This is a genomic window from Achromobacter sp. LC458 (genome assembly GCF_001005835.2).
In the GTDB taxonomy this organism is placed as follows: Bacteria; Pseudomonadota; Gammaproteobacteria; order Burkholderiales; family Burkholderiaceae_B; genus Achromobacter; species Achromobacter spanius_B.
In genome coordinates this window covers 40,733-66,781 of record NZ_LBHW02000008.1, presented here as the reverse complement: position 1 = coordinate 66,781, position 26,049 = coordinate 40,733, and the positions used below count along the sequence as shown (strand labels likewise).

Below are 26,049 nucleotides of genomic sequence, written 5' to 3'. Positions count from 1 at the left end.
CCCCATTATGGGGGGCGTTACGGTTACGGCAATATTGGCAAGCCCGGGCGGTGGCGCGCCTGCAACACTCTTTCAAAGTGTCGGGGGTCATGCGGCTTAAGCGTTTGGGCCGGGCGGGGCAGATAAAAGTCGTAGAGGCGCGACACCCAGAACCGCAACGCGGCGGCGCGCAGCATCAGCGGCCATACCTGGCGTTCGGCGTCGGTGAAGGGGCGCACGGCGGCATAGGCCGACAGCCAGGCTTGCACCAGTTCGGGGACGAACTCGCCCGTGTCACGTTCGATACACCAATCGTTGACGCTGACGGCCACGTCGAACAGCCAGGTATCGCAGCCAGCGAAATAGAAATCGATGATGCCGCCCATGAGCGGATCTTCGAAGGTGCCCGCGAACAGGACGTTGTCGCGGAAAAGGTCGCAATGGGCCGGGCCGGTTTGCAGGGCTTGCCAGGCGGGCGTGGCCACCGCGGCCTGCTGGGCAGCCAATTCAGCAGTCAGCAGCTCGGCTTGCGCGGGCGCCAGGAACGGCATCACCTTGGGGGCCGTATCCAGCCACCAGTTCAAGCCACGCAAGTTGGGTTGGTGTATGGGAAAGTCCTGCGCCGCCAGATGGGCGCGCGCCAGGGTCGCGCCGGCAAGGGCGCAGTGCGCGGCGCCGGGAGCCGGCTCGTACCCGCCGGGCAGGCGCGACACGATGGCGCAGGGCTTGCCGTGCAGCGTCGTCAGGCGGGTGCCGTCGCGCAGGTTCTGCGGCCGAGGCACCGGGATGCCGCGTTCCGCCAAGTGATACATCAATTCGATATAGAACGGCAGTTGGGCGTGGGTCAACACTTCGAACAACGTCAGCACATATTCGCCGCGGGTCGTATACAAGAAGTAGTTGGTGTTCTCGATACCCGCCGTAATCCCTCGAAGCGAGACGAACTCGCCCAGATCGAATTGCGCCAGCAGGGCGCGCGCGTCGTCGTCGGATACGGGAGTAAATACGGCCATTGATATGCAGGGAATAGGGGTTAACGGACGCTGGGACAAGCCCGTGCGGCGGCGGCGGCGCAATTTTAGACCACATAGCGTCCGGCCGTTCGGAAGCGCCGGGCACTGTCTGGCAGGGCGTCCCGGACATAATGCCGCGAAGCCCGTAAAATACCGCATCCCCTTGTTTTGTAGAGTGATTCTTGGACTCCCCCGACTGGCGGCTGTGCGTCGCCCCGATGATTGATGGTAAGTTCATCGGTCGGAGAGCCGCATAAAGCCTGGGTTGTAGCAAACCGCGTAGCACTGCCGTAGCACTGCTAAACACGGGTTGCCTCGTACTCGAGCTTGGCGGACTCGCGCATAGCGTCCAGGTATGCGGCCACGTCCCGCAGGTCGGCGTAGACGTTTCGACCTTCTTTATAGACAGGGACCGGCAGTTCACCGGCAGACTTCATGTTCTGCGCCCGGTGCAGGCTGACCCCCATGAAGTCGGCCAACTCGGCCAGGCTTAGTCGGGGCTTCTGGTATTTCGCGAGCAGCAGGAATTCGCTGTTCATATCGCCTCCAAAACGAAGCCCGCGCTAGGCGGGCTGTTTCATCCAATTCTTGCGGGTGGTTCTGAGCATCTGCTCAATAACGTCAGACATCGGGGACTTCTTCTCCGTACTTGCTGGCAACGTAGGTGCGCATGGCGGCGATAAGGGGAGTCGGACCGGTTAGCATGGTTCTCATGTGCAGAGCGCGCCACGACTCATCACCATAGGGTTCATGAGTCGAAACCGTGATTCGCTCGTTCTGGATTATTGGGCCACCGTGTTGCCAGTCTACCGATGGCCAGAAATGGAAGCCCAATTGACCGAGATTCAAATCCCGGCGGATTTTGATTGAGTCGAGGATGTTTTCAGTGATCCAGCCATGGGTCATGCCATCTGATCGATCATGTAGCGTCCAGCAGTCGGTACCATAGGCTCTGAGCTCTATGTCCTTCCAGGCGCCGCCATTCAAGATGTTGGCCTGCGCAACCCAGTAATCCAGCTTTGGGCCTTTCAGTTCAGATACTTTCATGATTCCTCCTTCTCCGGATTAGCCTTCACCCAAGCCCTCGCCCATCGCTCCATCAGTACGCCCGCATGCGCCCAGTTTTCAGCGTATCGGTCGATCAGGTGGAATGCGATGGCGGGGTCACGCTTGGACCAGTCGTCTGTTTCAGGGTCGATTTCGGGGAGCATGGTCATGGGGATTCCTTTGCCATTGCGAGTTCTGGCAGCGCTCGAACCGCAGCACCGATCAGTGCCATGTAGCCCGCGCGCTGCTCAAATGTCGCCTCAATTGCTTCCCGAATGCGCGGGTCGACGGCAACTCTCGCCATCGCCACCAGCGCATCCCGCTCGGCTCGCGACAGGGTGACCGCTTCGCCATCCGCCTTGCAGTACGTAGGCCGCTGCGCGATGGCTTCGATTTCTTCCGGACTCATGTTCGCTCCATATTTAAGGCATTGCGGCGCCCGATGCGCCATATCTGCTACATCAACGCCGACCTGTCCAACCTCGTTGCTACCCGTGCAGGCATAGCGATGGTCTGCCGCCCGAGGACAACGCTTGTTCCCGCACACCGGGCAGAGCACCATCCGCATATCCCCGAACGACACGGGGCGGCAGGTGGCGCACCAGCACGGCTCAGCCACGTCCGCCTCCGTCCGTGCGGGGGTGTAAGACGCGGAACTCCACGACCCAGACCCAGGGGTTGGCATCCCAAGATCCCGGGCCGTTGATCGATTCCCATAGCCGCTGAAAGCACTGCTCCATAGACAGGTGCGACCAGTCGTCGGGGTGGCCTGGGAACAGGTCGGGCAATACCCTGGTGGGGTAGTCGCCGCCGAAGCATTCCGCGTCCACGTCTTCCTCGCTGATGTCGTTCAATCGCTCGACGCGCACGCCGGTAATCTCCAACATCAAGCGGCAGGCATGCCGGGGCATGTGGATGCTGGGGCGCCAGCGCTCGCAGAGTCTGCCGTGCGTGGTGCCGTCAGCCGCATACACGAACGGGCCGTCCTCGTCGCGCTTTGCTGCCAGCGCGTGGATACCAAAGGCCCACGTCTCTCGCACCCACAGGCGGTCGCCGGGCTTACCGTAGGGGCAGTTCCCCAGGTGCTGGTCAAACGAATAATTGAACACCTGGCCGTCCATGACTTTGTGGGAGCCGTTGGCGTTGTTCAGCCAGCCACTGATCGGCTCTTTCACCGCCCGCCGCGTCTGGGTCTTGTTGCCTGCCAAGATGGCTCGCACCATCGGACCGCTGAACAGAATAGGGCGCTCACGCATCGCTCTCTCCTTTCTCGCCCGTCTGTGTAGCTGTCAAGGATTGCTTGACGACTGACGGGGTGGACAGGGCGGCGAGTTGCTGGCGATCGATCCAGTCCTTGATCGCCCGCGAAGCCGCGATAACGCGCGCGGGGTCGAGGGGGCCGTTCAGGTGCAGGACGATGGTCCCGGCGATGAAATGCAGGTCACCTTCCCCCGCACCCTTCGCGCAATCCAGCAGGCCACCCCCAAAGCCAATATCGGCGCTGGTTTCCGGCTGATTCTCTGCCTCTACGTGGCCACCCTTCGCGCAATCCCCGCCGTCCTTGTCAGCCTGGGTTTTCAGGGCGGCGCGGGCTTGTTCCATAGCGGCAGGCCAGAGGCGGCGGTATTCCGCCCACTCGTTTGAGCGCTGCGGGTTCGGGAAACGGTTCTGACTGTCTTTGGCATCCTGCAATCGAACCAACGCCGCCAGTGCATTGCGCACCGCCTCGCTGGCCTGGGGCGCGGCATAGAAGACTGGCGTACCAATCGGCATTTCCCATGCACTGCGCTCCTTATCCCATTCGAGATACCTAGATGCGTCATCGCCCGCGACCCAGGCTACCGGCTTCGCAGTGACATCGCCGACGGCACTTGCTAGCCGCTTGGCTTCGCGGCGGATGTAGGCCGCGGCCAAGGCGGCGTTTTCGTTGCCCACGATACTTTCCAGGCCATCAGCCAGTGCCCCAAGTTCGCTAGGGTCGTCTGCTTGTGTTCCGGTCGGCATCGGCCCCCATTCGGTAGCTTGGGCGCGGCGGTCCTGATAGGCCTGCTGTTCTTGGCGCGCTTTCTCCCGCAGAGCCTCGGCCACCTTCGCCATCGGGGATTCATCGGCTACAGAGGCGCTCGCCAAGGCTGCGCGGGCTTCCCGTTGCAGGTGGTCGGCGAACTGCTGCGGCGTGGCCGTGCGGTTGACCGTGTAGGCGATGTCGTGCAAGGCCGATTGCAGCGCCTGGATGGCGTCCGAATATTGCTTCTCCGCACCCTTGGCCGGCTTGCATTCGTGCAGCGCATTGAATGCAAGATTGGCCGCGCCGAGAAGGCTGATCCGCTCGTCGGCTACAGGGGCGCTATGTCCAGAGCTTGTGTCCACAGGCTTATGTCCAGGGGCGACGTACTTAGGGTTGCGCATCATGCCCTGTTCAATGTCGTGCGGGTCGTCGATCCATTCCGGCTCGGCTACACGGGCGCGCAATTGAGAACGCAGGGACTGCACCAGATCTTCCTCTTTCTCTTTCCCTAGGTAGCAGTCTCCGTTAACCGAGTCCAGCAGTTGGGCTAGTTTTGCAGTGTCGATCATGGCTACAGGGGCGCTTGCCAGGGCTGCGCGGCTCAACCAGAAGACCCACTCGGTGTTCATAGTCACGTAGTCGCCGTCTGCATCACGAAGCAGCAGGGAAGGCGCGGAAACGCCGTACTCCGCTTGAACTGCGGCCTCAAATGCCTCCCGCTCATCGCCCGCTTGCACGCCCTCCGCGCGCAGCTTGGACAGCAGATCCCCGATCAGCGCCTTCACGCGGCGGAATTGTTCTGTCTGCTGGTAGGGCACGCGGTGAGGTAGGAGTTTGTCCAGCCGATCCGCGTGCGGGGCGATGTGCTTCTTCGCCAGGGCTTCGATCTCGTCATCCGTCAGCCCAGGCTGGGCGGCGTTGTTCTCAGTCATGGCTTTCCTTGGTGGTGGGCTGGGCGGCTTTGGCATCGTGAAAGCTGACGCCTTCCAGGTAGTTCCTGTGAGCGTGCTGACCCGGCTTGTACGGGTTTGCGCTGGCGGCCAGAGGCCCCATGTACTCGGCGGCGATTTGCCCGAGGCGGAAGGCCGTGATGCGGCCCCAACGCTGGCGGGTGAGATCCCGGATCTGTTCAATGTCGCCCATCACGCCTCTCCCTTCTGCTGGGCAATGGCGGTGCGGACACCGCGCACGGCCTCTCTGGCATCATCCCGAATGTTCTCGTAAGCCATCTCTAAGACCTCCCCGTAGGACAGCCCAATGCGCTTTTCGGCATCGCGTTCGATCTGCTTGAGCGTCATGTAGCCCGTCGCTATTCGCTTGAGCGCGAGCCGCATGCGCTCGTAGTCAGTGCGTTCTTTCTGGCTCATCGTCATCACGCATCCCCCTTGCATTGGGCAGCCATGCCGGCGTCGATGAATGCATCAATTTCGACATCCGCGCGCGGTGCGACATAGCGCAAATTAGGATTCATAATTCGGAATTCATTTGCCGCGACCCAGACGTTATTGCGCAGCCAGCGATACCGCTTGGCATCCAGCGCATCGCCAGCAGCGGGAGCCGGTGAGAGTATGTCAATCACCTCGTCCGCCGCGTCGTCAATTCGCGTTTCCCGGTCCCATACGCCGGTAATCACTTCCATGACGCGAGCGCGCATATCCTCCCCCGTCGCTCCGGTGGGTATAGGGTGCGAGGTAGGGGCGGCGCTCTCTTCGTCAGGAAGATCAGATTGCGGCTTCCAGTGCGTCGGCTGAACTTCAACCTCGCGAAGCTCGTAGCGCTTTTCCTGGCCCAAGCAGAAGAACAAGCCAGCCGCATACCATTTCCCGTTGTGGCGGAATCCAGTGCCTACGGACTGATCGCCTTCCGGCCCCCAGCACAGTTCGCAGAAGAGCGGGCGCCCTTCGTTTTCGGGCGCGCTGGCGATAGGCTTCCATTGTGTGTTCATGCTCTCAGGCTCCGGGGAAGAAGAATTCCACCGCGCGGCGGCAGATGAATAGGATTGTTCCGATAACGGCGATGAACCCGATAACGAAGCCCGGCAGACCCACGGACATCACCAAATTGACTACCGGGTCTTCGTCGTACTGAGGGGAGTCTTTGGATTCCACGTGGATCTCCAGGCAATAGAAGGGCAGCCCCGGACAGACGGCGGGGTACGGGGCTGCGGGGAGGAGTTACGCGGCCAAGCGCTGGAAGGTCATGCGGCGGTGGGCTTCGCGGGCCTTGTGAACGTCATCGGCGCAGTACGCGATCAGTTCGGCAATGCGTCCGGCTTTCCAGTAGTCGTAGACCTGGCTGCCGTCGATCTCGCCCTTACCGGGGAGGCCCAGGGCGGTGCAGAGGTCGTCCAGCGAGATACGGTTGCCATGGCCGGCCCATTGCGTCATGGTGTCGAATACAGAATCGTCCCAGGGGCGCGCGCCGAAGGGGATAGCCAGCGGCGGCTGTACGCCCGTGATGACTGCGCGCTGGTAGATGAAGCGAAGGTCAAAGCCGGTCACGTTGTGCCCGATGAACACCGGGCGGCGATTCGGGTCAATGCCTTGGCGAATCATGTCGAACGCGACGGCCAGTGTTTCCGCCTCGGTCGAGGCATGGGCGACCACCGGGTCAGCGTCATCGAATGCAAGCCCAATCATCAATACTTGGCCGCTGGCGCCATTCAGCGCCGTCTTGCGCCATTCCTGCTCGGCGACCTCCGGCCCCTTCGTTTCCTTGAAGGTGGCCACCCAGTTCGAGATCATGGTTTCCTTGCTGACGAACTTGATCTTTTCCTTGTCCGTCAGCCCGAGATCGGCCGCTGCCTGCTCCTTCGTCAGCGTCGAGGGTGCCTTAAAGTTCTCCTTGGCGTCATCGATGAAGGCTTGCAGCGCGCCTTCGCGCATGTCCGGCAGTGTTTCGATATCGATGTAGACGTGGGTCATTGGCTGTCCTTCGATCCAAGCATCTGCATTTGGTCTGCGATGATCTCGGTGACGTAGCGCTTAGTGCCGTCTTTCTCGTACTCGCGGGTTTGCATGCGGCCCTGAATGAACACCTGTTTCCCCTTTTTCAGATAGGTGCCGCAAATGCTCGCCAGCTTCCCAAAGGCGGTGACTCGTACCCATTCTGTGCCTTCTTTGCTGCTGGTCTTCCAGCCGCAAGCCAGAGAAAAGGTGGCCACTTCAGCGCCGTCAGGGGCATAGCGAATTTCTACGTCTTTGCCGAGTCGGCCAATAAACTGGCATTGGTTCAGGTCGTTGCTCATTACGCTGCCTTTTTGAGTTCGCTCATGCGTTTGTTGAAGTGGGACGTGGCCGCGCGCTTTTGATCGGCAGTCAGGCTATTCATGATCTTTACGAGGTCCGGCACAGCCACCGCTGCGTTCATCTGGGCGGTGACTTCGGCATCCATCTCGGCGGCTTCGGCCGGGCTGTCGTCATTCGCGGATGCGACTTGGTGGGTATGCCCATCCGCGTCGTTGTCGCCCTCGGTGGGGATGCAGAACGCTTGGAATGCGGCGTACTTGTAGGCGGCTGACATTGCCTTGTTGGTGGCCTTGTCGCCGCTGTCCATCGCCTCGCCAAATGTCTTGACGGTGTGCTTGCTGCCGTCTGCGGTGGACACGAAGTCAAATTCGGCCTCTACCGTGATGTAGAACAGCGCACCGCCTTGCTTGCTGACGCGCTCCACCGACTCGCGGGAAAGGACGCGCGGGAGGATGCATAGTCCCTTATCGGCCAACAGCGGCGCCAGGGCGTTGTAGATGTCGTCAATGCCCCGGAAGTTGTACCCGGAGCCTTGTGTGTTCCTGCGATCCTTGCTGATGCCGATCTTGGCGAGTTCCGCCTGCACGGCATTGATTGCCTTGTAGACTTCCATGGTCTTGCTCCTGATGTTCGAGTTCTTGCTGGTAGGCCAGCGCGGCGGATTCGTCGTCGTGGCTCATGGCGTCCTCAGTATTTGATTGCGACCGCCGGGATTTTCCCCTTGGCGATCAGCGTGACGGCCAACTTGGCGCACTCTTCCGTCATGCCGCCCTGGACGAATGCAGCCAGCGCCGCGCGGTTGACCTTGCCCTTGTGGGCCTTGTCGGCTTCACGGCGGGCGGCTTCGGCTTCTTCTGCGGCCTTGGCGTCGGCCTGGCGCTTGATTTCCGCCTGGCGCGCCGCCTCGACGGCTTGCTTTTCGCGTTCAATGGCGGCGAGGCGGTCTTGTTCTGCGCGTTGCTCGGCGGCAATCTTGTCGGCCTTGGCCTGGGCTGCTGCCTTCTCTGCCTGCTCCGCTTGCAGCTTCAGTTCAAGTTCCCGGCGATCGGCTGCGGCTTTGGCTTCCTGCTCGCGGCGGATCACTGCTTCGCGTTCTGCCTGGGCGCGGGCGTCGGCTTCGCGCTGTGCTTGCTCGGCGGCTTCGCGGGCAATGCGCTCTTCGCGCTCTTTCTGCTCGCGGGCAGCTACCTCGGCACGCAAGCGGGCCAGTTCGGCCTGCTCGGCGTCGTACTTCTCGCGGGCCACCAAACGGTCGCGAAGGCCGGACAGTGCCTTATCCTTGGCTCGGGCGGCTTCCGCTTCGAATTCTTCCCAGCCAGGGTTGATTTCGATCTGCTCTGCCTCGATGATGGCGGCGCGCAGGTCGTCGACAGATTCCCCGCAGTTCACCACCAGGGAGACGATCCAATCGATTGCGTCCTTATGCCCCTGTACGCGCGCTTCCTCGGCTTGCTGCCATTCCGTCAGCGGAAGGCGAACTTCATCAGCCAAAGCGTCCAGTGCGTCCCGCATCCGCTTCCGCTCGGCGTCGATCTTCTTGGGGATCTCCTTCAAGCGGTCAACCTGCTCCTTGCCCAAGTCGTCCAGGGCAGTCTTCGCCTTGCGGACCTTGTAGGCAAGGCTGGCGATCGCGTCGCGGCCTTTCTTGGTAGTCAGATCGGGCACGTGGCCGGAGACCTCGGCGCGGATTCTGTCCAGCCAAGGATCAAGGCCATTGGGCTTGGAGTAAACCTCCAGTGCGGTTTCTTGGGGCGGTAGTTCCGCAAGTTCGGTCGTCTCGGTCATATCAGTCCTTGGCTGCGTATTTCGTCGTGCCATCACCCGCGAGGCGGGCGGCTTCGTCTTCCTGTTGCAGGACAGACATGACGCCGACGATGGCGCAGATGATCGAAAAAAGGCCCACGGCGAGGTGGGCATCGGTTTGGAGTAGCTTGCGCAGGAGGCGGATCATTGGGAACCTCGGGCTTTGGCGATGGCGGCGCGGCCGGCATCTTTGGCCGCGTCTTCCGCGTCCTCAATCTGTTGCAGCAGGCGCTCGCGCGTGTCTGGGTCAACGTCGCTCATTGCGAGCTGGGCATAAGCGGCATCGGCTTGGGCGCGCTTCTCCAGCGCTTCCAGCAGATCAGGCGCGGCGGCAATAAGGGCAGCGTCCGCTTCTTGCCGCTCGGCAGTCACCCCCATTACCACGAAGCCGCCCTCAGAACCCCTGACCACGTAGGGTGGCTTGCCGTCCCGACCTGGTTCATGGCGCCAGGGTGCAGGTGTGTGCTGGTTCGTCATGTCCTACCCCTCCAGTTCGATGTTGATCGCATGCTTGATATCGCGCTGCAACCCAAGCACCCAAGGGCTGTTGCTGTACATGACCGCGTACAGAATCGCCATCCAGTCAGCCGGTCCGAGATTGGCGAAGAAGTCCGCATCCCCCAGCCGCTTGGCCCAGTACAGCGCGTCGTGGCCGTCTGCATCCCAGCTAGCAGGATTGCCCAGCGTCTGGCATACGTCTTGGACGGTGGCCGTTAAGACCTCGTACTGCTCGTCTCCGTGAAAACGGTCCATGTCACCACCCCACGTGATAGATCAGAGGGCCAAGGAGGATCGCGTAGTACCAGCGCATGTCCCAGGCGTTGCGAAGCATCTGCTTTAGGTCATCCATCGCGGGTCTCCGGGATGAGGGCCGCGCGGGCTTGCCATGCGACCCAATAGGTTTGAGTTTGGGCCAGTCGATATCCATGACCGGCGCGTTCAACAGCGGTCGGGGTTTCCCCGTCATCGCTAGCCCAATATTCAAACGCCGCACGCTCGTCAATCTTTGACGCCGCCAGAGCACGGCCTACAGAGCATATGCAGACCCCGCGCCATTCGCCGTCAATGCTGTGAACGTCGCCCGTTCCGTCGCAATACTCGCAGCGACGTTCATGCGCCGCCAGAGCCTGGCGTACTGCTTCCTCGGCGTAGGCACGCATTTGCTCCCCGGTGTAAATGTCCTCCGGGACGCACTGAGCAGCCTTGTCCACGCCATCCTGGAACCCGTATTCGGCTGCTTCGTACCGGCTAACGATGCCTCGATCTTCGACACCACAACCCAGGGCGTGAGGATTGAGGTCGGGCCATTCGGGTTCAAAAGGCGCGGGCAACTCCGGCAGCTTTATCGTGCTCATGGTCGTTCCTTAGTCAGTGCGGATGGTGTTGCCTTTGAAGAACAGCTCACCGCACACGATGCCGCTGACCTTTGAGCCATCGCGACCAGTTGCAATAAACCCGGTGTGAACACTGTCGTCTTTGCTGCAACCGAACCAGCGGTACCCAGTGATTAGGACGTCTGTGTAGCCAGCGGCTTTCAGGGTGCGCGTGGCGTCGTCTGCGTTGGTGCAACCGGCCAGCAGAACAGCAGCAAGGAGAATCGCTCGTTTCATGGTGGTTCCTATGTATGGGTGCAGTCTTCCGGCCATCCAATCACGGCGCATCACCGATCACGCACCCGGGCCCGGGATTGCTGTAGGCGAATTGCTTGAACTGGCGCGGGAAGACTGCGTAAGTCGTTGACGCTCAGGTCGGCGAACCCCCAGCCTTGGGTAAGGCTGACGTATGGCGTTAGGTGGGATTGGGATTCGCCGGCCTGAGCGACCGAGGGGGGATGCTGGTTACGGCTCCAGCTCCGGCAACTACTCCGGACGATTGCTGATGGCAGCCGGGTTTGGCCCGGCCCGGCTAGCACGGTACTGCTGCCATCAAGAGAGGCAGTGGGGGTCGAACCCACAAATGCCAGCGGTTTGGGGTACAAGTTCTGGCGCCTTGCTTTGCTCAGCCGAAGCCGCCCTATGCCGCATGCGTCTACCAGTTTCGCCATGCCTCTCTTGATAGCGCCGCGTTTCGTGCGGCTACGGCTGCTATGCAGCACCAGGGGGGAGATATCAGTCGTCGAAGTCTTCACCGCCAGGCATGGCGAATCGAGCGCCGCGCCCTGCCATGTCTTCGCAAATCCAGTTCCAAACTTCCCGCTTGGTCATCAGGCGGAAGCCCTCCGGCATGCTGTCCCGCTCCAGGGCGGCAACAGCATCGCGAACGTCCTGCTTTGTTATCTCCTTACCCGGTTTGAAGCTGACGGTGGCAGTACCTTGCTGGTTAGCTCCATCGGTGATGTAGACAAGCACATCAATGCTTGCCGGGTAGTGGATCGGGAAATCCATCTCTTCTCCTTTGCCCTCGGGCTTATCAACGGGATGGGGGGTTAATCGGTGGCCGCTATCCGCTTTGCAGCGGCCAAAGCGCGATCAAAGCTCTGGAACCGCTTAAGGCGCCCAGCCATCCCTTTCCGGCGGATGGCGAACCAGCCTGGCTCAGCCCGGTAGACCATTAGCGCGGTGTCGGGCAGATTGTGATAACCAAGCGGGCAGAGTGAAACGCCGGGGATATGGGTCACTGATTTCGCAAGCTCGTCTCCGACACAGGCCATGCCACCGTTATGCATTACGTGAACTGTCGCCATGCTCGTTCTCCTTGTTAATCGGTATGAATCCTGAAAGAAGCGGGCCGACCCGGAGCGTCGTCACCTGACGGCCTCAGCCATGGCGTATGAACAGCCATCGCTTGATCAACTGCTCCCTGATAGTCGCGGGCCTCGTAGACGCGGACGTACAAGTCTTTCGTCTGCTGATTGCCTACGATTTTCTTGACTGCCGGGCTGGAAGACGCTTTGTTGAGGGCATCGCTCTGATCCCTGCCCTTGAACTCGCCGGCCAGGACTGGACGAGTCAGGCCGCTGCGTGAGTGAACAAACGCGTAGTAGGTCATAGCGCCTTCCCAAGAATGTCTAGAAGGTAAGGGCGCAAGACATCGAGCGCTTGTTGCTCTTGGCCCATCGTCAGGTGTTGATGAATCTTCCCCATCAAATCCATGTCCAGCGTCGGCGGGTCAAACTCGTGCACGCCGTATCCACGCGATTCCAGTTCGCCCACCAGCGCATCTTCGTCAAGCTCACCGAGGTCAACATCAACCTCTACGGTCACTTTTGCCATGTTGGCCTCCTTGTTCATTCGTAAGCCCGCTCTAGGAACGGGCTGGCGGATGAATTCCGGAGCAGCGCGCTACCTGGCTGTTCCCTCGCAGTTATTCGAGAAATTCGAATACCTGGTCATCGGCTCCAAGATGCGCGCTGCTTCTTCAATCTCAGCCGACCTTCTCGACGCTGAAATCAGCTTCTTCCAGGTAGTAGTACGTCTTGTCGTGCCGGTTGTATTCGCACTTCAACGTGCCGACGTACTTCACGCCGTCGACCATGAATTCTTGGTCGTACACTTCGGCGCCGCAGTTGTAGGAACCTTCGCAATCCTCATGGGCACGACCGCGCAGCATCTCTTCGACTTCGCCTTCGGCATCCTCCAACGTGGCGAAGACGTTGTTTTCTGCCTTCTTCGTCCAGAGCAGCAGAGCCGCCTCCGCGTCCTGCAATGCGCGCTTGGCGTCAGCAATGTCCTGCTCGAGCTTTTCTTTCATCGGTATCTCCAGGTTCATGAAAATGCCTGAGCCGGGAGGGCTGGCATTCAGATAAATCTGGAAGGGCAGGGCGTCCTACCCTTCAATGCAACGGGCTCTCATCCGCTGCCCTGGTTTGTCCTCGTAAGGTCCCTCCCCAGGTACGACTCGTTTATCCTCCGGCCGTCAGAGCATTGCGATTTAGCGTCCTCGCCAACGACGTGCTGCACCTGGTTGGGCCAGGCCTGAGTACTACTTGTCCCGCTTCCCATTCCCACCCGACTTTGTGGCGGTAACGTCCTCTCGCTGGGATACGAGGCCGAGGGCTTGTTGCGGCGCCGTGTTTGCAGCGCATGGACGAATAATCGCATTTGCGATTGAATCTGTCAAGCGCAAATGCGATTGCGATTCCGGTTACCATGGTTGAATTGTTTTGTTACTAAGGGAGTGAAATGAAAGCCTGGATTCTGGCTATGGCCGGGTCGGTCGCGTTGCTGACGGGTTGCGCGGCGCCAAAGAAACCGCAGCCTGTTGCGCCGACGGCTCAGCTTGTCACCGCAGAAAAGGCATATGTGGACGCCAGCGTGGCCAAGCTAAAAAACTCGCTCAAAGACCCGGATTCCGCTAAGTTTTATGGAATCTACGCGATACAAAAGCCCGGGCAGCCGCGTCCCAGCATCTGCGGATTTGTGAATGCGAAGAACAGCTACGGGGGGTATACGGGGAAGACGATGTTTCTTGCTACGCCGGACGTTGCCGTTGTCGCGGGTGGCCTGATGATAAGAGGCCAGTCCCTGGGATCAGAAGTGATCGTAAGCAACTGTGCGCTTGCTGCCGGCCAGCCGGCTCCACCGAGCCAGGACATTGAGTACCGCTAGATAGGCAAAAGCCAACCGCAGGCGTCATGCTCAGGATGTACGCTTTAGCTTTCCCGGAGACCGTATGGACAAAGCCACGATCCTTGCGCTGATGGTCACAGCGAAGACGCCGAGCGGCCCCAACAGTTGGGAAACCCTGCTCGCCGCCTACGCCGAGCAACTTGAAGCGCTGACCCCCAAGCTGACCGAGGAAGAGTTGTTCCGCTTAACAGCGATAGGCGCTGCTATCTACCGGCGCTGGTGCCAGCATGCAGAGTCGGAGCGAGAAACGGCCGAAGCGCTGCTGCGCCTGGTGGGGAAGGGGCCGCTGCAATAAAAAAGCCACCCGGAGGTGACCCTCAGAGTCTCAGTGGCGATCGGAAAGGCTTTCCTGCCGCTGAAGGACGCCAGATGTAGTAGCTAGTTCGCACAGGTCTAATTCCGTCCCTTTTTGTAAGTCTTTGATAGTTAACGAACTTGGTTCTTTTTCTAAGGGTGTTAACTAAACAGCTTGTTAACTTAACGAGTAGCTAATTTCTCGCTTTTTTCCTATACTTCAGTTGCTTGTTGACGCTGTGTCAGCAAGTGCTCAAAGATAGATGCGAACTTCGTTAGCAATTGACGTTCTAAGTTAGTACGGACTTCTTGTTCGTAATGACTACGAAAGTTTGTTCGGAAGTTAGCTCAGAGTTCGCAGTAGCCGTAGAGGCGGCAAGTTCACCTCATAAACCCTCCATCTGTGCCGATTGATGTCTTCGCTCGCCCCTACGATGCGCAGCCATCCACAGATCGGCTCAATGCTCAGGGAGAGAAAGTATGTACCGAGTCGGATTACCATTTTGGAAACAAGTCGCGCGAGCCGGTCTTCGCGTGTCTTTTCGCGTGGATGTTTCATACGATAAAGAAGCTCAGGTTTACTTAGCCACCAGTCCAGACCTGAAGGGCTTCATCGTCGAGGCTGCCTCTATGGACGAGCTGGCGCGCGAGGCTAATGAGGTCGTGTGCATGTTGATGGAAACCAAGCTGCACAGTAGCAAGGCGAAGGCCGAGCCCATCTACCACCATATCGGAGCGGCGGTGGCTAGCGCGTGAACGGATACTTCGAAAAGATCATAGCCGTGCTTAAAGAGCACGGCTTTTCTTTGGTGCGTCAGGGTAAAGGCGCCCATCAAATATGGGGGAAGGGCGACGTCCATGTCGCCGTCTCCACCGGATGCAAATCGCGCCATACCGCCAACGCGATTATGAAAGACGCCGGCATCAAATACCGCTTCTGAAAGCCGCCTCTTAGGCGGCTTTTTCACGTCACCTCACGACCTCACCCACTGCCCCGCCTCGTCATCACGTAGCCGCGCGCCGGCCCAGACAACCTGACCAAGCACACGGGCAGGGTGCCCGTTCTCCAGCGGGATATCGGGGTAGGACGGGTTAAACGAGCGAGCGACCCAGCGGCCCGTGAGTTTGTCCTTAGCCACCGTCTTGACGATCATCTTGCCGTCATAGTTGATGGCATAGACGCCGCCGCCAGCCAGGTCGCGTAGAGTCAGATCCTCGTTCGGGACGACGAGAAGGGCGGCGCCGTCCTTGATGACCGGTTCCATGCTGTCGCCCTTTGCATACACCACCCGGGCCTTCCCGGCGTCTGCGCCCACCGACCGTAGGAACGACCTACGGAATTGAATCACGCCGGTTTGTGTCTCGTCGGCGTTCTCGATCCCATCGCCGGCCGCCAGGCGCACGTCTGCCAATTCCGGAACTTTCTCGAACTTGTCGTTGGCCGCGTGCGGCTCGCCTGGACCAACGTTAGCCACCACGCCTTCCTGCGTGCTGATCCGAAGCTTGGGCTCGCGCTCCGCTTGATGCGTCGTGCGTCCGCCTTCCCAAGGGGCAGGCAAGCCGGGTATCCGCATTGGGAATGCGTCGTCAGCGTGGTCCATGTCGACCAGCCCGCCGGGTTTGTGCGAGCGCAGAGCCGCAGCAGTCAGGTTTGGCAACGGCGCGGCCACAGGCGCAACATTGACACCCAACTTAAGCTGCGCAATGGCCAAGGCGAGAGCCCCTTGCAGCGCGTTCAACTGAGATGGCGCAAGCGCGCGCACGTCTCGTTCCGAAATGTCGGGGAAGGGCCAGGGGGCTACCGGCTCACGGATGGTGGAGGGTGCAGCGCCAGCGTCTCCTTTCTTAGGCCCAGCGCCGTCCATCAGCCATTCGACGTTCACATTCAAGGCGCGCGCCAAGTCCAGGAACAGGGACGACCCCTTATTCCTCCCGTTTTCGATGCTGGCAATCGTGGACTGACCCGCCCCTACGGCTTTCGCCAATTGGGCCTGGGATAGTCCTGCTTCGGTCCTCGCTTCAGCAAGGCGGTCTTTAAGGGCGCTCATATCGCAATTGTGATACTTACGGCCATCGCAATGGCGCTTGCGCGATAAGCGCAATTGCGATTAAATGACGCATGGACTGGAAAAACCTCATCTCTGATCTGCAAGCCATCGGCTGGACGCAAGTCCGAATCGCGAAAGCGATGGGAGACAAGCCTCAATCTTGGGTGGCTGACATTTGCAAGGGCCGTTACCGCGACTTGAAGTGGTCGGATGGCGAGCGCCTCATCAAATTGCACCGCCGCGAGACTCGTCGATCCGTCACGAAGCGAGCCGAAGAGGCGAGGGCGGCATGACATCAATGCACCGTCGCCGATTCGCGGCCCTCACTCGCCCACGCCATGCGGTCACGCTCGGCGCACAGCTCCTGAAAAAGATCCATGACCGACTTCTCGCTTGGTGCCTCGAAGACTCGACGGGCCAAGTCTTGCGCGTTGATCAACAGTTTTTCAGTTTCGCTCATTTCTCTTCTTCGCCTTTCAAGACGCCTTCCTCTACAGGCTCTGCTGGCGGAGTTTTGTCGGAAGGCTGCCGGGGCGGCTGACTGAGCCGGGTGGCATCGATGCGCGCGAAGAGGCGCGCTCGGGTCACTGGTTTGGATTCGTTGTTGTTTTCCATGTGCCGAACTTTATAGACGGCGCAGAAATACCGAAACGTTGAAATTTTGAAGGAATCAGCCCTATGACCGCTCACTACACAAACACCCAGTGGCGAGACACGCTCTACAACACGGTGCGCAAGGCTGATGGTGGCGTTTCGGCGGCCGCGACTTTCCTCACCGAGAGGCGTGACACGTCCATTCATCCTGAGTCTCTGCGCCGGAAGCTGAAGGGTGACGAGCAACTGGACGTGGACGTTGCGGTCCTGCTTACCGAGTGGCTGGAAAGAGACGTCACCACGTCTGGCAAGTCCCGCGATTGGTTGCTGTCGCTTTGTGCGCAGGAAGGGCTGTTCGTTGATTTCGTTCCGCCGCCGCCGACCAGCGGTCACCCGGACGAGCTGGCGGCCCTCCAAGAAAAGCTCATGGAGGTCATGGCGAAGGTCGGCAAGATCGCCGCCGAGCTGCGTGATGCGATCGCTGATGGAGTGTTGTGCCAGAACGATGCCGACATGCTCGTGCCGCTGTTCCGTGCAGGCCGAGTGATCTTGCACCGTATGGAGCGCAACGTACTGCGCGCCGTGACCAAGCGTGGAGGTTGATCATGGCCGACATCACCCTAGTTCGTCAGAACCCCACCCAGGCCTCCGAACATGAAAAGGAAGCGGCCCGACGGATGATCTTCGGCATGGTCGATGGCCTGGGCGAGCGCGGGCGCAAGCAATGGCGCCGTCTGTGGAATCAGCTTGTGCGGCTTGAGCCGGGCGAAATGCTATCGATCACCACGCACAAAGAGCGCACCGGCTGGTACCACCGAAAGCACATGGCGTTGGAATCCGCGCTGTTTGAGGCGCAGGAACGCTTTGAAGAGTTCGAAGCATTCCGTGCATGGCTTAAGACCGGCAGCGGTTTCGTTGACTGGTATCCCGGCCCGAAGGGCGGAGTGATCCCGGTGCCGCGCTCGATCAGCTACGCAAAGCTGGAGCAGGCGGATATGGAGCAATTCCATGAGGACGCCGTTGCCTTCCTGCGCACTGCACATGCCCAAAAAACTATGTGGCCGCATCTGCCGGCCGCGCGCGCCAGCGAAATGCTGGAGCTCGTCTTGCAAGGATTCGGCGAATGAAAGGCCGTAACCCCTCCGCGGAACAGAAGCGATTCTGGGATCTGCTTGTCACGAACATTGGCTGTGTGGCTTCCCGCATGGATGGCTTCTTTGATGGCCATTGCTCCATTCATCACATCGATGGCCGCACGAAGCCTGACGCCCATTGGCTGGTGTTGCCGCTGTCCGCAGGGAACCATCAGGACGGCACGGGCGCGCCTGGCCGCATCGCCGTTCATCCCTGGAAGGCTCGATTTGAGGCCCGCTACGGGCGTCAGCGCGATCTGTTGGTCTGGTGCATTGAACAACTACAGGCTCAAGGCTTGAATGTCCCTGACGGCGCCCTGCGTGCTGTTGGGATGCTGGAGCAAGCATGAATTATTACCCGCACCACATCGGAGACTTCAACAGCGCCACGCGACATTTGACGCGTATAGAGCGCAGTGTCTATCGCGACCTGATCGAGTTGTACTACGACACCGAGGCCCCTCTCTGCCCAGAATTTGAAAAGCTGTGCCGCCTGGTTCTGGCGCGTTCCGACGAGGAACGAACAGCCGTTGAACAGGTGTTGAACGAGTTCTTTACAGAATCCGAACAAGGTTGGAGCCATTCGCGCTGCGACGCTGAGATTGCCAAGTACCACGGCAACAAAGAGGCGAAATCGGCAGCGGGAAGGGCCAGCGCAGCGAAAAGGGCACAAAAAGCCCATCAACCGAGCAACGAGCCCGCAACAGATGCTCAACAGCCGTTGAACGGATGTGCAACTAACCAAGAACCAATAACCAAGAACCAAGAACCAGATAAAGAACCACCCCCTAGCCACCGCAAGCGGGGGAATGGATTTGATGCGTCGGCCATCGATCTGCCGGTCTGGCTTGATCGCGAAGACTGGCAAGGCTGGGTTGCTGACCGAAAGGCCCGCAAGAAGCCGGTGACGCAAGAAGCGGCCAAGCTCCAGCTAAAGCAGCTTGCCGACTTACGTGCCGAAGGGCACCAGCCTAGCGCGGTGATCGCCAACAGCATCGCCAGCGGATACCAGGGGCTCTACCCGCCCCGAACTCAAACCCGAACGAAATCGAATGGAGGGACAGCGCATGGAAACTTCAGCCAGCAGGACTACCACGCCGGGGTTGCAGCCGATGGCACGTTTTAAAACCGAGCAATCCACCCAGCGCTGCGAGCAGCACGGGGAATACGCGGCCATAACGTACATGGGCCATACGTCCGGCTGCCCCGCGTGCATCAAGCAGCAGCAAGAGCGCGAGGCGAGCGAGGCGCATGCGAAGTGGATGCTGGAGTTGCGCCAGCGCCGCGCCAACGAGCTGCTGGGCCGCGCCGCAATCCCGCCTCGGTTCGCCGACAGGACGTTGGAGAACTTTGTGCCGCACGCGGAAGGACCCAAGCGGGCTCTGGCGGTGGCCAAGAGTTTCGCGGATGGCTTCGATGAATGCCTGAAGACCGGGCAGAGCATCGTTTTTTGCGGCGGCGTGGGGGCCGGGAAAACGCATCTGGCCGTGGGGGTGTGCCACGAGGTCATCAAGCAAGACCGTGTAGCCGTGTTCACGTCGGTCATCGGCGCCGTTCGATCGATCAAGGATACGTATCGGAAGGGTTCCGAGCTGACTGAGGCAGAAGCAATTCAAAACCTCGTTGAACCTGACCTATTGGTCTTGGATGAGGTGGGCGTGCAGTTTGGCAGCGAAACCGAAAAGATGTACCTGTTCGAAGTGATCAACGGCCGCTATCAGGCCCTGAAGCCCACGATCGTAATCAGCAACTTGGCAAAGGATCCACTGACCGAGTACTTGGGCGAGCGTGTCATTGATCGCCTGCGGGAGGGTGGTGGCCGGATGGTGGTGTTCGACTGGCCTAGCTATAGGAGGCAAGCATGATGGAGTTGCCAGAACTCGCTGCGGTGCCGAACGAGCGGCGCTGGGCCGTGAAGATCTTGAGGGAGAGTGAGCGGGTCGGAGGCCGGCGCTACTCGATGACCGTATTGGCCATGGCCAAGCGGGCGCTTGGGATCGGGTTGAACGTGGGGGAGGCGGCATGATCGTTGTCGAATTGCCCTGGCCGCCCAAGGAACTGAGCCCCAATCACCGCGGGCACTGGGCGCCGGTTTCCCAAGCAAAGAAGCGATATCGAAACGCGGCGCGGCTGCTGGCCAGATCAGCCCTTTCCAAGGCGGACGGGTTCAGCCAGTTCCTCGGAGTGCGCATCGCGTATGAGTTCTTCCCGCCCGACGCTCGTGCCTACGACCGAGACAACCTGGCGGCCCGCATGAAGGCGGGCACGGATGGCATTGCGGACGCTATCGGCATGAATGACCGCGGGTTCCATTTCGCGCCTGCTGAGATCCGGGAAAAGGCGAAGGGCGGCATGGTCCGCGTAACTATCGAGCAGGTGACGCTATGACGATCATCGAGAAGCCCCGCGCCCGGCGGGAGGGAGGTATGTGGCTGGTGTGGTGCGCGGCGGTTGGACCCAGCCCGCGCGCGACATTCGAGTCCGCGTACTTGGCATGGGCCCGGCGTCGGGGGTGGCTGGTATGACGGTCGATCTCCAACGGTGGGAGTTGCGCGATCCGATGCTGGTGGTGATGAGCCGTCAGCAGGCCGCTCTGAAACGATCGTGCGAGGGCTGCGCGCATGCCAAGACCATCGAAACGCCCTTTATCGGCGACACGATCACGCGCTGCCTGAAGGGAAAGCCGTACGGGAAGAAGTGCGGCCGGTACGAGGTGGCCAATGGATAACAGTCTGCCGCGGTGGGTAGAGGACGAGATCCACAACTGGGCGCGCGCGCAATGGGAAGGGGAGTGGCCCGGCCCTGGTCGACCGGTGCATGACGAGCCGGCCGTATGCGCGTTCCCCGCAGAGCCCGGCCACGAGGGCGACGACGAGCCCCCGCGCATCCCCGTGAACCATGACCGCGCGCGCAAGGTGAACCGCCTGTATGAGGCGCTGCCTCTGGCGGAACAGCGCGTGATCCAGGCTGAGTACACGCGCCGCAATGAGTATGGCGACCTGCCTGCGCACCGTCGCCAGGACAAGGCGTGCCGGGTGATCGGAATCGCGCTGCCGTACTACAAGGTGGCGCTGGGCAGTTTCAAGCAGCAGGTATGGAGGGTGTTTTTATGAAGTACGCGCATGAGGTGATGGACTTGATGGCGGCCTATCCCGAGCGTCGCTTCAAGATGCGTCAGATCATTAACCACGTTGCGCCTCGGGCAGATGCTCGCCAACGTGCCGTAGTGCGCACAGGGGTATGGCGGGTCTTGCTCGCGCTGGAGGAAACCGGCCATATCGCAAGCTCAAGGGACGATGTCGTGAGTGGCGCCCATGCTGAGTACTGGTGGAAAAGCATAACATCGAGTAGTGGAAAAGCGTTTCAGAAACCATCACAATACGTCCGGGCCCTTGCGCCCTAAACAAACGAATCCCTGGCATAGCGCCGGGGCTTTTCTATTGGGGCTGCAATGTTCTACCGGTGCACCCTTGATGATGGTCGCGTTGTCTTGTCACAAGTAGTAGAGGGCCACAGTTGCTCGCCTGCTCCTGGAGCCACATGGACAGAGGCGCGTGAGCGAATCGATATGCATGCGCTGGAATATGTCCCCGGCCATGGATGGTATTGGGAAGGTAGCTTTCGAAGCTAGCGCAGGATGGTGCGCATCGGCCGTTCCGACCGCCAGGTCATAGGCCAAACCGCGCACCGCTGCCCGGACAAGCTGGCAAGTGTCCGACAACAACACCAGCAGCGCACCATACCGTTCCCCACATCTCCCGGGGCTTGGTCATGGCGGTAGGGGCGCGCAATTAACGCAAAGGAATAAACATGGCGCTGAATCCAAAACAGCGCCGCTTCGTGGATGAGTTTCTTGTTGACTTGAATGCCACGCAAGCGGCAGTCAGGGCTGGCTATAGCAAGAAAACCGCTCAGGAGCAGGGGAGCCGACTGTTATCAAATGTTATGGTCGGAAAGGCCATCGAGGCGGCCCAAGCCAAACGCTCCGAGCGCACCGAAATCACTCAAGACATGGTTCTGCGCGAATTGGCCAAGATCGGCTTCAGCGACATCCGTAAGATCGTCCGTTGGGGTAAGACGGAACTGCGCGCAACGGACGCTGGCGATGACGAGGGCGAAGTGACCGAGGCCTATCACGGTCTGGCTCTGGTGAGTGTGGACGATATTGACGATGACACCGCTGCGGCGATCTCCGAGATCTCCGAGGGCCGGGAAGGCCTGAAGGTCAAGCTGCACGACAAGAAGGGCGCGCTGGTGGACATCGGCCGCCATCTTGGGATGTTCAAGGAGCGGGTAGAACACACGGGCAAGAACGGCGGCCCGGTGGAACTCGCCACGCTGACCAAAGACGAATACCGCCAGGCCCGCCGCGAGATGCTGGCGAATGACGACTGCTGACCAGCGCGACTATGCCCGGCGCCTAGAGTGCGAGGAAGACGGGCTGTACTTTGCCCGGTACTTCTTCAAGCAGCGCATGGGCAACAAGATGATCGTCGCCCCGCACCACACAGTTATCCAGGACACTCTGGATCGGGTGGTAAGCGGTGAGATTACGCGGCTGATCATCAACATCCCACCTGGGTACACCAAGACCGAGCTTGCGACGATCAACCTGATTGGGCGCGGCCTGGCGCTGAACAACCGCGCCCGGTTCATGCATCTGTCGTACTCGCACAACTTGGCGCTGCTGAACTCCAGCACGGCGCGCGGGGTCATCAAGTCACAGGCCTATCAGGCAATGTGGCCGATGGCGCTGAAGGACGACGCTGACAGTAAGGCCATGTGGTGGACGGAGCATGGCGGCGGGGTGTACGCCTCCTCGGCTGCCGGCCAAGTGACGGGCTTTCGGGCTGGTCACATGGAGCCGGGCTGGCAAGGCGCGCTGATCATTGACGACCCGGTCAAGCCCGACGACGCATATAGCGACACGGTGCGGGGCGGCATCAACGACCGCTTCAACGAGACGATCAAGTCCCGCTTGGCGATCGAGACGACGCCAATGATCGTCATCATGCAGCGCATCCACTTTCAGGATCTAAGTGGATACTTGTTGCGGGGCGGGTCTGGAGAAAAGTGGCATCACCTGAATCTCCCGGTGATCATCGACAACAGCGATCCGTACCCGAGCGAGAACACGCACGGTATACCGATCTCGCACGGCCTGCCTGACGGATGGCTGTGGCCCTACAAGCACAACGAAACCCACCGGACGGCGCTCTTTGCCCACCGACGGACGGCCGAAGCGCAGTACATGCAGCGGCCGCGCCGATTCAACGCCGAGGGCGCTTTGTGGACTGAGGCGTTGATCGCCGCGGCGCACGCGCTCCAGATTCGGCATGATCGGAATCGGACTGTGGTTGCGATCGACCCGCAGGCCACGAACAGCGACGAGAGCGACGAAACGGGCATTGTGGTTGCCAGCTCTTACGGTGCAGGCGATGCCAAGCAGTACTCAGTAGACGGCGACTACAGCGGCAAGTTCTCCCCGAACGGGTGGGCGACGAAAGCCATGGGGGCCTACGACCAGCACCGCGCCGACGCCATCGTCATAGAGACGAACCAGGGCGGCGACATGGCTGAAGAAACCTTGCGCAATGCAGGTTTCAAGGGTCGCATTGTTCGCGTGCATGCCAGCAAAGGCAAGTACGCCCGGGCCGAGCCTATATCAGCGCTGTACGAGCAGGGAAGGGTCGCCCATCAAGGCAGCCTCTACATGCTTGAGAACCAACTAATGGAATACGTCCCGGCCACGGCGAAGAAATCGCCAGACCGGCTGGACGCAATGGTGTACGCACTCACAGAGCTCGGTGGCGCCAAGCCAATCGGCATGCTTCTCCCAGGACGGTAAATGGCAATCTTCAAGGTCACGCAGCGCGATAGTGGCAAGTCCATGGTCGTGCGGGCGAAGTGCGTCTCGTGCTCGCGCACCGTGGCTGTCGAGCATGCCGGGGCCGAGGGTACAGCCGTCTGGCGCGATCCGGATCAATCGAGCGTTGAACTAGTGCGCCACGACGACAGGCCCGGCCTGATTCTCAAATCGGAATGAGCATGTCAGATACGAACAACAGCGAACAGCTCCAGTTGGCGGTGAATGCCGCACTGAGCCAGGCGCAGATCGCCCGCGCCCGTATGGGCCTTCTGGGTGGCCATGGGATCGACAACAAGCGACCCCAGGCATGGTGTGAGTACGGCTTCCCCGACGAGATCGGGTTTTCCGACTTCTACGCGCTGTATCGCCGCGGCGGTATCGCTCACGGCGCCATCGGCAAGATTACGTCCGCGTGCTGGAAAACGAACCCTTGGGTGATCGAGGGCGACGACCAGGACAATGCGACGGATGAGACCGCCTGGGAACGCGGCAACAAGCAGGTGTTCACGCCGAAGTTCTGGCGCGCGGTGGCCGAGGCCGACAAGCGCCGTCTGGTAGGTCGATATTCGGGTCTGCTGCTGCAAGTTCGCGACAGCGGCCGTTGGGATGAGCCTATCAAGCGCAAGGGCTCTTTGCTAGTCAAGATGATCCCGACCTGGGCTGGAAGCCTCAAACCGGCGGGTTTCAACACGAACGCCCAGGACGAGGGTTTCGGTCGGGTCACCAAGTGGCAGTACACGGAACACGGGGTGAATGGCAATGCCGGGCGCCAGCTGGATATCCACCCTGACCGCGTCTTTATCCTGGGCGATTCGTCCTGCGACGCCATTGGCTTCCTTGAGCCGGCCTATAACGCCTTCGTCAGTCTGGAGAAGGTTGAAGGCGGATCGGGCGAATCTTTCCTGAAGAACGCTTCCCGGCAACTGTCGGTGAACTATGACAAGGAAGTGGACCTGGGCAGCATTGCCCAGGCCTATGGAGTTTCGCTGGACCAGTTGCAGGCCCGCTTCAATGAAGCAGCCCGTGAAGTCAATCGAGGCAACGACGCTCTGCTGGTGACGCAGGGCGCCACGGTCAACCCGCTGGTTACCGCTGTGGCGGACCCGGGCCCGGCCTACAACGTCAACCTGCAGACGGCCGGCGCCGCGCTGGACATCCCTACCAAGATCCTGGTGGGGATGCAGACTGGCGAACGCGCCAGCTCGGAAGATCAGAAGTACTTCAATGCTCGGTGCCAGTCTCGCCGTGCCGACCTGGGCATGGAGATTCACGACCTAGTGGAACATCTGACGCGCATCGGCGTGGTCAAGCCTATACCCGAGTACACGGTGATGTGGGACGACCTGACTGAAGCGACCCAGGCCGACAGGCTAGGCAATGCCAAGACGATGAGCGAGATCAACCAGACCGCGCAGGCTTCTGGTGCCGAGGTGTTCACCGCAACCGAGATCCGTGAGGCAGCGGGCTACGACGCGCTGGAAGACGAGCCGTTGCCAGATGAGGAAGACGAGGACGACGATGGCCCGATCACCGATCCTGCCGAGTAATCAGGCAGACCCGACGGGGGTTGATCGGCTGGAGCGGGGCGCCATGAAGGACTTTGACCGGCGCATGCGGCGGATTCGGAACGGCTACGTGGAGGCGCTGGGGCGAATCCCAGCCGAGCCGGCAGTCAATAAGCGGTACACGTTTAGGCTCGATCAGGCGTTGCTATCTTCGGTCTTTAGCGATACCGACCGCCTGGTCGAATCGATCTTGCTGGAGGGCGGCGAGCGGAATCTCTGGCTGTTTGAGTCATACGTGGGCGTGGCGTACCAGCGCGGCACAGCACAGGAATTCGCGAACCTTGGGCAGCAGTCGCCGGCCTACAAGGCGGGGCGCGATTCCTTGCAAGCCATCCTCAGGTCTGAACCCTACCAAGCACGTCTATCGCTTCTGCGGGCCCGTGAGTTTGAAGAGATGAAAGGACTGTCCGGCCAGGTCAAGGCGGACATGTCTCGCATTCTCTCCGATGGGATGGGGCGGGGGCTGAACCCCCGAGATATCGCCAGGAACCTGACAGAGCAGACGGGTATCGAGGCCCGCCGCGGTCACCGCATAGCACGTACTGAGGTGCCCATGGCCCTACGGCGTGCCCGCTGGGATGAGCAAGACCAAGCCCAGGAAGACTACGGTACCCAGGCGAAGCTGATGCACATTTCCGCGCTTAGCCCGACCACGCGCCTCACGCATGCCCGCCGGCACGCGAAGCTATTCACCAGCGAAGAAACCCGCGATTGGTACGCGCGCGACGCCAACGCCATCAATTGCAAGTGCAGCCAAGTATCAGTCCTGGTGGACGAGAAGGGCGAGCCTCTTGTGCCTGCGATTGTCGATCGGGCGCGCAAGAACTACCAGGTGATGAAAGACAAAGGCAACGGCCCCTGGGCCGATGACAAGGAATAG

The 26,049-nt window shown here is 60.5% G+C and carries 46 protein-coding genes and 1 tRNA gene; 18 read left to right on the top strand and 29 right to left on the bottom strand.

What is annotated here, in order from left to right; all coding sequences use genetic code 11:
- Positions 1-23: 23 nt before the first annotated feature.
- From YH64_RS09155 to YH64_RS09050, 26 genes are all read right to left on the bottom strand, one after another.
- Positions 24-992, bottom strand: a complete 969-nt coding sequence (locus tag YH64_RS09155; protein WP_046803618.1) for a homoserine kinase — start codon at positions 990-992, stop codon at positions 24-26.
- A gap of 299 nt (positions 993-1,291) precedes the next feature.
- Positions 1,292-1,531: a pyocin activator PrtN family protein gene (locus tag YH64_RS09150; protein ID WP_046803617.1), complete on the bottom strand. Its 240-nt coding sequence runs from the start codon at positions 1,529-1,531 to the stop codon at positions 1,292-1,294.
- Between the two features lie 82 nt (positions 1,532-1,613).
- Positions 1,614-2,039 carry a phage protein NinX family protein gene (locus YH64_RS09145; RefSeq protein WP_052945950.1) on the bottom strand — a complete coding sequence of 142 codons (426 nt, stop codon included), beginning with the start codon at positions 2,037-2,039 and terminating at the stop codon, positions 1,614-1,616.
- Positions 2,036-2,209 carry a hypothetical protein gene (locus YH64_RS30155; protein WP_185975356.1) on the bottom strand — a complete coding sequence of 58 codons (174 nt, stop codon included), beginning with the start codon at positions 2,207-2,209 and terminating at the stop codon, positions 2,036-2,038. Before YH64_RS30155 ends, YH64_RS09145 begins: the two co-directional genes overlap by 4 nt.
- Complete coding sequence (locus YH64_RS30150) at positions 2,206-2,448, bottom strand: hypothetical protein (RefSeq protein WP_046803616.1); 243 nt, start codon at positions 2,446-2,448, stop codon at positions 2,206-2,208. The genes YH64_RS30155 and YH64_RS30150 overlap by 4 nt, the downstream gene beginning before the upstream one ends.
- 202 nt (positions 2,449-2,650) lie before the next feature.
- On the bottom strand, positions 2,651-3,295 hold the full coding sequence (locus YH64_RS09135; RefSeq protein WP_046803615.1) for a hypothetical protein: 645 nt from the start codon (positions 3,293-3,295) through the stop codon (positions 2,651-2,653).
- Positions 3,288-4,979, bottom strand: coding sequence for a hypothetical protein (locus tag YH64_RS09130; RefSeq protein ID WP_046803614.1), 1,692 nt, complete (start codon positions 4,977-4,979; stop codon positions 3,288-3,290). Before YH64_RS09130 ends, YH64_RS09135 begins: the two co-directional genes overlap by 8 nt.
- Positions 4,972-5,190 (bottom strand): hypothetical protein, encoded by a 219-nt coding sequence (locus YH64_RS09125; protein ID WP_046803613.1) that lies wholly within the window; start codon positions 5,188-5,190, stop codon positions 4,972-4,974. Before YH64_RS09125 ends, YH64_RS09130 begins: the two co-directional genes overlap by 8 nt.
- Positions 5,190-5,414, bottom strand: a complete 225-nt coding sequence (locus tag YH64_RS09120; RefSeq protein WP_143215308.1) for a hypothetical protein — start codon at positions 5,412-5,414, stop codon at positions 5,190-5,192. Before YH64_RS09120 ends, YH64_RS09125 begins: the two co-directional genes overlap by 1 nt.
- 5 nt (positions 5,415-5,419) lie before the next feature.
- A complete protein-coding gene (locus YH64_RS09115) occupies positions 5,420-5,992 on the bottom strand; it encodes a hypothetical protein (RefSeq protein ID WP_046803611.1) in 573 nt (190 codons plus the stop codon).
- A 4-nt stretch (positions 5,993-5,996) separates the two neighbouring features.
- Entirely contained in the window at positions 5,997-6,155 is a 159-nt protein-coding gene (locus tag YH64_RS30145; protein ID WP_185975355.1) for a hypothetical protein, read from the bottom strand.
- Between the two features lie 66 nt (positions 6,156-6,221).
- Positions 6,222-6,971, bottom strand: a complete 750-nt coding sequence (locus tag YH64_RS09110; RefSeq protein ID WP_052945949.1) for a ribonuclease H-like domain-containing protein — start codon at positions 6,969-6,971, stop codon at positions 6,222-6,224.
- The gene (locus YH64_RS09105; protein WP_052945948.1) at positions 6,968-7,294 is read right to left on the bottom strand and encodes a single-stranded DNA-binding protein; all 327 of its coding nucleotides are present in this window, start codon (positions 7,292-7,294) and stop codon (positions 6,968-6,970) included. Before YH64_RS09105 ends, YH64_RS09110 begins: the two co-directional genes overlap by 4 nt.
- Positions 7,294-7,908, bottom strand: a complete 615-nt coding sequence (locus YH64_RS09100; protein ID WP_046803610.1) for an ERF family protein — start codon at positions 7,906-7,908, stop codon at positions 7,294-7,296. Before YH64_RS09100 ends, YH64_RS09105 begins: the two co-directional genes overlap by 1 nt.
- A gap of 74 nt (positions 7,909-7,982) precedes the next feature.
- A complete protein-coding gene (locus YH64_RS09095) occupies positions 7,983-9,080 on the bottom strand; it encodes a hypothetical protein (RefSeq protein WP_046803609.1) in 1,098 nt (365 codons plus the stop codon).
- Between the two features lies 1 nt (position 9,081).
- Positions 9,082-9,246, bottom strand: coding sequence for a hypothetical protein (locus tag YH64_RS30140; RefSeq protein ID WP_185975354.1), 165 nt, complete (start codon positions 9,244-9,246; stop codon positions 9,082-9,084).
- Positions 9,243-9,575 (bottom strand): hypothetical protein, encoded by a 333-nt coding sequence (locus tag YH64_RS09090; RefSeq protein ID WP_143215307.1) that lies wholly within the window; start codon positions 9,573-9,575, stop codon positions 9,243-9,245. Before YH64_RS09090 ends, YH64_RS30140 begins: the two co-directional genes overlap by 4 nt.
- 3 nt (positions 9,576-9,578) lie before the next feature.
- A complete protein-coding gene (locus tag YH64_RS09085) occupies positions 9,579-9,851 on the bottom strand; it encodes a hypothetical protein (protein ID WP_046803607.1) in 273 nt (90 codons plus the stop codon).
- 89 nt (positions 9,852-9,940) lie between these two features.
- Positions 9,941-10,453 carry a hypothetical protein gene (locus YH64_RS09080; RefSeq protein ID WP_046803606.1) on the bottom strand — a complete coding sequence of 171 codons (513 nt, stop codon included), beginning with the start codon at positions 10,451-10,453 and terminating at the stop codon, positions 9,941-9,943.
- Between the two features lie 9 nt (positions 10,454-10,462).
- Positions 10,463-10,708: a hypothetical protein gene (locus YH64_RS09075; protein ID WP_046803605.1), complete on the bottom strand. Its 246-nt coding sequence runs from the start codon at positions 10,706-10,708 to the stop codon at positions 10,463-10,465.
- A 319-nt stretch (positions 10,709-11,027) separates the two neighbouring features.
- Positions 11,028-11,148: transfer RNA gene (locus YH64_RS30135), tRNA-OTHER, on the bottom strand.
- 58 nt (positions 11,149-11,206) lie between these two features.
- The gene (locus tag YH64_RS09070) at positions 11,207-11,482 is read right to left on the bottom strand and encodes a hypothetical protein (protein ID WP_046803604.1); all 276 of its coding nucleotides are present in this window, start codon (positions 11,480-11,482) and stop codon (positions 11,207-11,209) included.
- A gap of 41 nt (positions 11,483-11,523) precedes the next feature.
- On the bottom strand, positions 11,524-11,781 hold the full coding sequence (locus YH64_RS09065) for a hypothetical protein (protein WP_046803603.1): 258 nt from the start codon (positions 11,779-11,781) through the stop codon (positions 11,524-11,526).
- 14 nt (positions 11,782-11,795) lie between these two features.
- A complete protein-coding gene (locus YH64_RS09060) occupies positions 11,796-12,086 on the bottom strand; it encodes a hypothetical protein (protein ID WP_143215306.1) in 291 nt (96 codons plus the stop codon).
- The gene (locus tag YH64_RS09055; protein WP_143215305.1) at positions 12,083-12,310 is read right to left on the bottom strand and encodes a hypothetical protein; all 228 of its coding nucleotides are present in this window, start codon (positions 12,308-12,310) and stop codon (positions 12,083-12,085) included. Before YH64_RS09055 ends, YH64_RS09060 begins: the two co-directional genes overlap by 4 nt.
- A gap of 151 nt (positions 12,311-12,461) precedes the next feature.
- The gene (locus YH64_RS09050; protein WP_046803600.1) at positions 12,462-12,788 is read right to left on the bottom strand and encodes a hypothetical protein; all 327 of its coding nucleotides are present in this window, start codon (positions 12,786-12,788) and stop codon (positions 12,462-12,464) included.
- 431 nt (positions 12,789-13,219) lie between these two features.
- Between YH64_RS09050 and YH64_RS09045 the strand changes: the two genes are divergently transcribed.
- The 4 genes from YH64_RS09045 (at position 13,220) to YH64_RS09030 (ending at position 14,901) form a co-directional block, all read left to right on the top strand.
- Entirely contained in the window at positions 13,220-13,645 is a 426-nt protein-coding gene (locus YH64_RS09045; protein ID WP_052945947.1) for a hypothetical protein, read from the top strand.
- A 64-nt stretch (positions 13,646-13,709) separates the two neighbouring features.
- Positions 13,710-13,961 (top strand): hypothetical protein, encoded by a 252-nt coding sequence (locus YH64_RS09040; protein WP_046803599.1) that lies wholly within the window; start codon positions 13,710-13,712, stop codon positions 13,959-13,961.
- A 479-nt stretch (positions 13,962-14,440) separates the two neighbouring features.
- Positions 14,441-14,716 (top strand): DUF1902 domain-containing protein, encoded by a 276-nt coding sequence (locus YH64_RS09035; RefSeq protein WP_046803598.1) that lies wholly within the window; start codon positions 14,441-14,443, stop codon positions 14,714-14,716.
- Positions 14,713-14,901: a type II toxin-antitoxin system HicA family toxin gene (locus YH64_RS09030; protein ID WP_046803597.1), complete on the top strand. Its 189-nt coding sequence runs from the start codon at positions 14,713-14,715 to the stop codon at positions 14,899-14,901. The genes YH64_RS09035 and YH64_RS09030 overlap by 4 nt, the downstream gene beginning before the upstream one ends.
- 33 nt (positions 14,902-14,934) lie before the next feature.
- On the opposite strand, the gene YH64_RS09025 is transcribed toward YH64_RS09030, so the two are convergent.
- The 3 genes from YH64_RS09025 to YH64_RS30125 all read right to left on the bottom strand — a co-directional run bounded on the left by YH64_RS09025 (position 14,935) and on the right by YH64_RS30125 (position 16,623).
- Complete coding sequence (locus tag YH64_RS09025) at positions 14,935-16,008, bottom strand: LexA family transcriptional regulator (protein ID WP_046803596.1); 1,074 nt, start codon at positions 16,006-16,008, stop codon at positions 14,935-14,937.
- Between the two features lie 295 nt (positions 16,009-16,303).
- Complete coding sequence (locus tag YH64_RS30130) at positions 16,304-16,468, bottom strand: hypothetical protein (protein ID WP_185975353.1); 165 nt, start codon at positions 16,466-16,468, stop codon at positions 16,304-16,306.
- Positions 16,465-16,623, bottom strand: coding sequence for a hypothetical protein (locus YH64_RS30125; protein ID WP_185975352.1), 159 nt, complete (start codon positions 16,621-16,623; stop codon positions 16,465-16,467). Before YH64_RS30125 ends, YH64_RS30130 begins: the two co-directional genes overlap by 4 nt.
- Positions 16,624-16,686: 63 nt before the next feature.
- On the opposite strand from YH64_RS30125, the gene YH64_RS09015 reads away from it, so the two are divergent.
- The 14 genes from YH64_RS09015 (at position 16,687) to YH64_RS08955 (ending at position 26,049) form a co-directional block, all read left to right on the top strand.
- Positions 16,687-17,205 carry a phage regulatory CII family protein gene (locus YH64_RS09015; RefSeq protein WP_046803594.1) on the top strand — a complete coding sequence of 173 codons (519 nt, stop codon included), beginning with the start codon at positions 16,687-16,689 and terminating at the stop codon, positions 17,203-17,205.
- A gap of 2 nt (positions 17,206-17,207) precedes the next feature.
- Positions 17,208-17,729, top strand: a complete 522-nt coding sequence (locus tag YH64_RS09010) for a DUF1367 family protein (RefSeq protein ID WP_046803593.1) — start codon at positions 17,208-17,210, stop codon at positions 17,727-17,729.
- Entirely contained in the window at positions 17,726-18,085 is a 360-nt protein-coding gene (locus YH64_RS09005; protein ID WP_046803592.1) for a Ref family recombination enhancement nuclease, read from the top strand. Before YH64_RS09010 ends, YH64_RS09005 begins: the two co-directional genes overlap by 4 nt.
- Positions 18,082-18,861, top strand: a complete 780-nt coding sequence (locus YH64_RS09000) for a YdaU family protein (protein WP_082134383.1) — start codon at positions 18,082-18,084, stop codon at positions 18,859-18,861. The genes YH64_RS09005 and YH64_RS09000 overlap by 4 nt, the downstream gene beginning before the upstream one ends.
- Positions 18,803-19,600, top strand: a complete 798-nt coding sequence (locus YH64_RS08995; RefSeq protein ID WP_255444236.1) for an ATP-binding protein — start codon at positions 18,803-18,805, stop codon at positions 19,598-19,600. Before YH64_RS09000 ends, YH64_RS08995 begins: the two co-directional genes overlap by 59 nt.
- On the top strand, positions 19,597-19,761 hold the full coding sequence (locus tag YH64_RS30120) for a hypothetical protein (RefSeq protein WP_185975351.1): 165 nt from the start codon (positions 19,597-19,599) through the stop codon (positions 19,759-19,761). Before YH64_RS08995 ends, YH64_RS30120 begins: the two co-directional genes overlap by 4 nt.
- Positions 19,758-20,123, top strand: coding sequence for an endonuclease (locus YH64_RS08990; protein ID WP_046803591.1), 366 nt, complete (start codon positions 19,758-19,760; stop codon positions 20,121-20,123). Before YH64_RS30120 ends, YH64_RS08990 begins: the two co-directional genes overlap by 4 nt.
- Positions 20,124-20,256: 133 nt before the next feature.
- The gene (locus YH64_RS08985; RefSeq protein ID WP_046803590.1) at positions 20,257-20,463 is read left to right on the top strand and encodes a hypothetical protein; all 207 of its coding nucleotides are present in this window, start codon (positions 20,257-20,259) and stop codon (positions 20,461-20,463) included.
- Positions 20,456-20,848, top strand: coding sequence for a hypothetical protein (locus YH64_RS08980; protein WP_046803589.1), 393 nt, complete (start codon positions 20,456-20,458; stop codon positions 20,846-20,848). The genes YH64_RS08985 and YH64_RS08980 overlap by 8 nt, the downstream gene beginning before the upstream one ends.
- Before the next feature lie 697 nt (positions 20,849-21,545).
- Positions 21,546-22,133, top strand: coding sequence for a terminase small subunit (locus YH64_RS08975; RefSeq protein WP_046803587.1), 588 nt, complete (start codon positions 21,546-21,548; stop codon positions 22,131-22,133).
- Complete coding sequence (locus YH64_RS08970; RefSeq protein ID WP_046803586.1) at positions 22,120-23,583, top strand: phage DNA Packaging protein; 1,464 nt, start codon at positions 22,120-22,122, stop codon at positions 23,581-23,583. Before YH64_RS08975 ends, YH64_RS08970 begins: the two co-directional genes overlap by 14 nt.
- The gene (locus tag YH64_RS08965; RefSeq protein ID WP_046803585.1) at positions 23,584-23,781 is read left to right on the top strand and encodes a hypothetical protein; all 198 of its coding nucleotides are present in this window, start codon (positions 23,584-23,586) and stop codon (positions 23,779-23,781) included. It abuts the gene before it with no gap.
- 2 nt (positions 23,782-23,783) lie between these two features.
- Positions 23,784-25,151, top strand: a complete 1,368-nt coding sequence (locus YH64_RS08960) for an anti-CBASS protein Acb1 family protein (protein WP_046803584.1) — start codon at positions 23,784-23,786, stop codon at positions 25,149-25,151.
- A gap of 43 nt (positions 25,152-25,194) precedes the next feature.
- Entirely contained in the window at positions 25,195-26,049 is an 855-nt protein-coding gene (locus YH64_RS08955; protein ID WP_143215304.1) for a phage minor head protein, read from the top strand.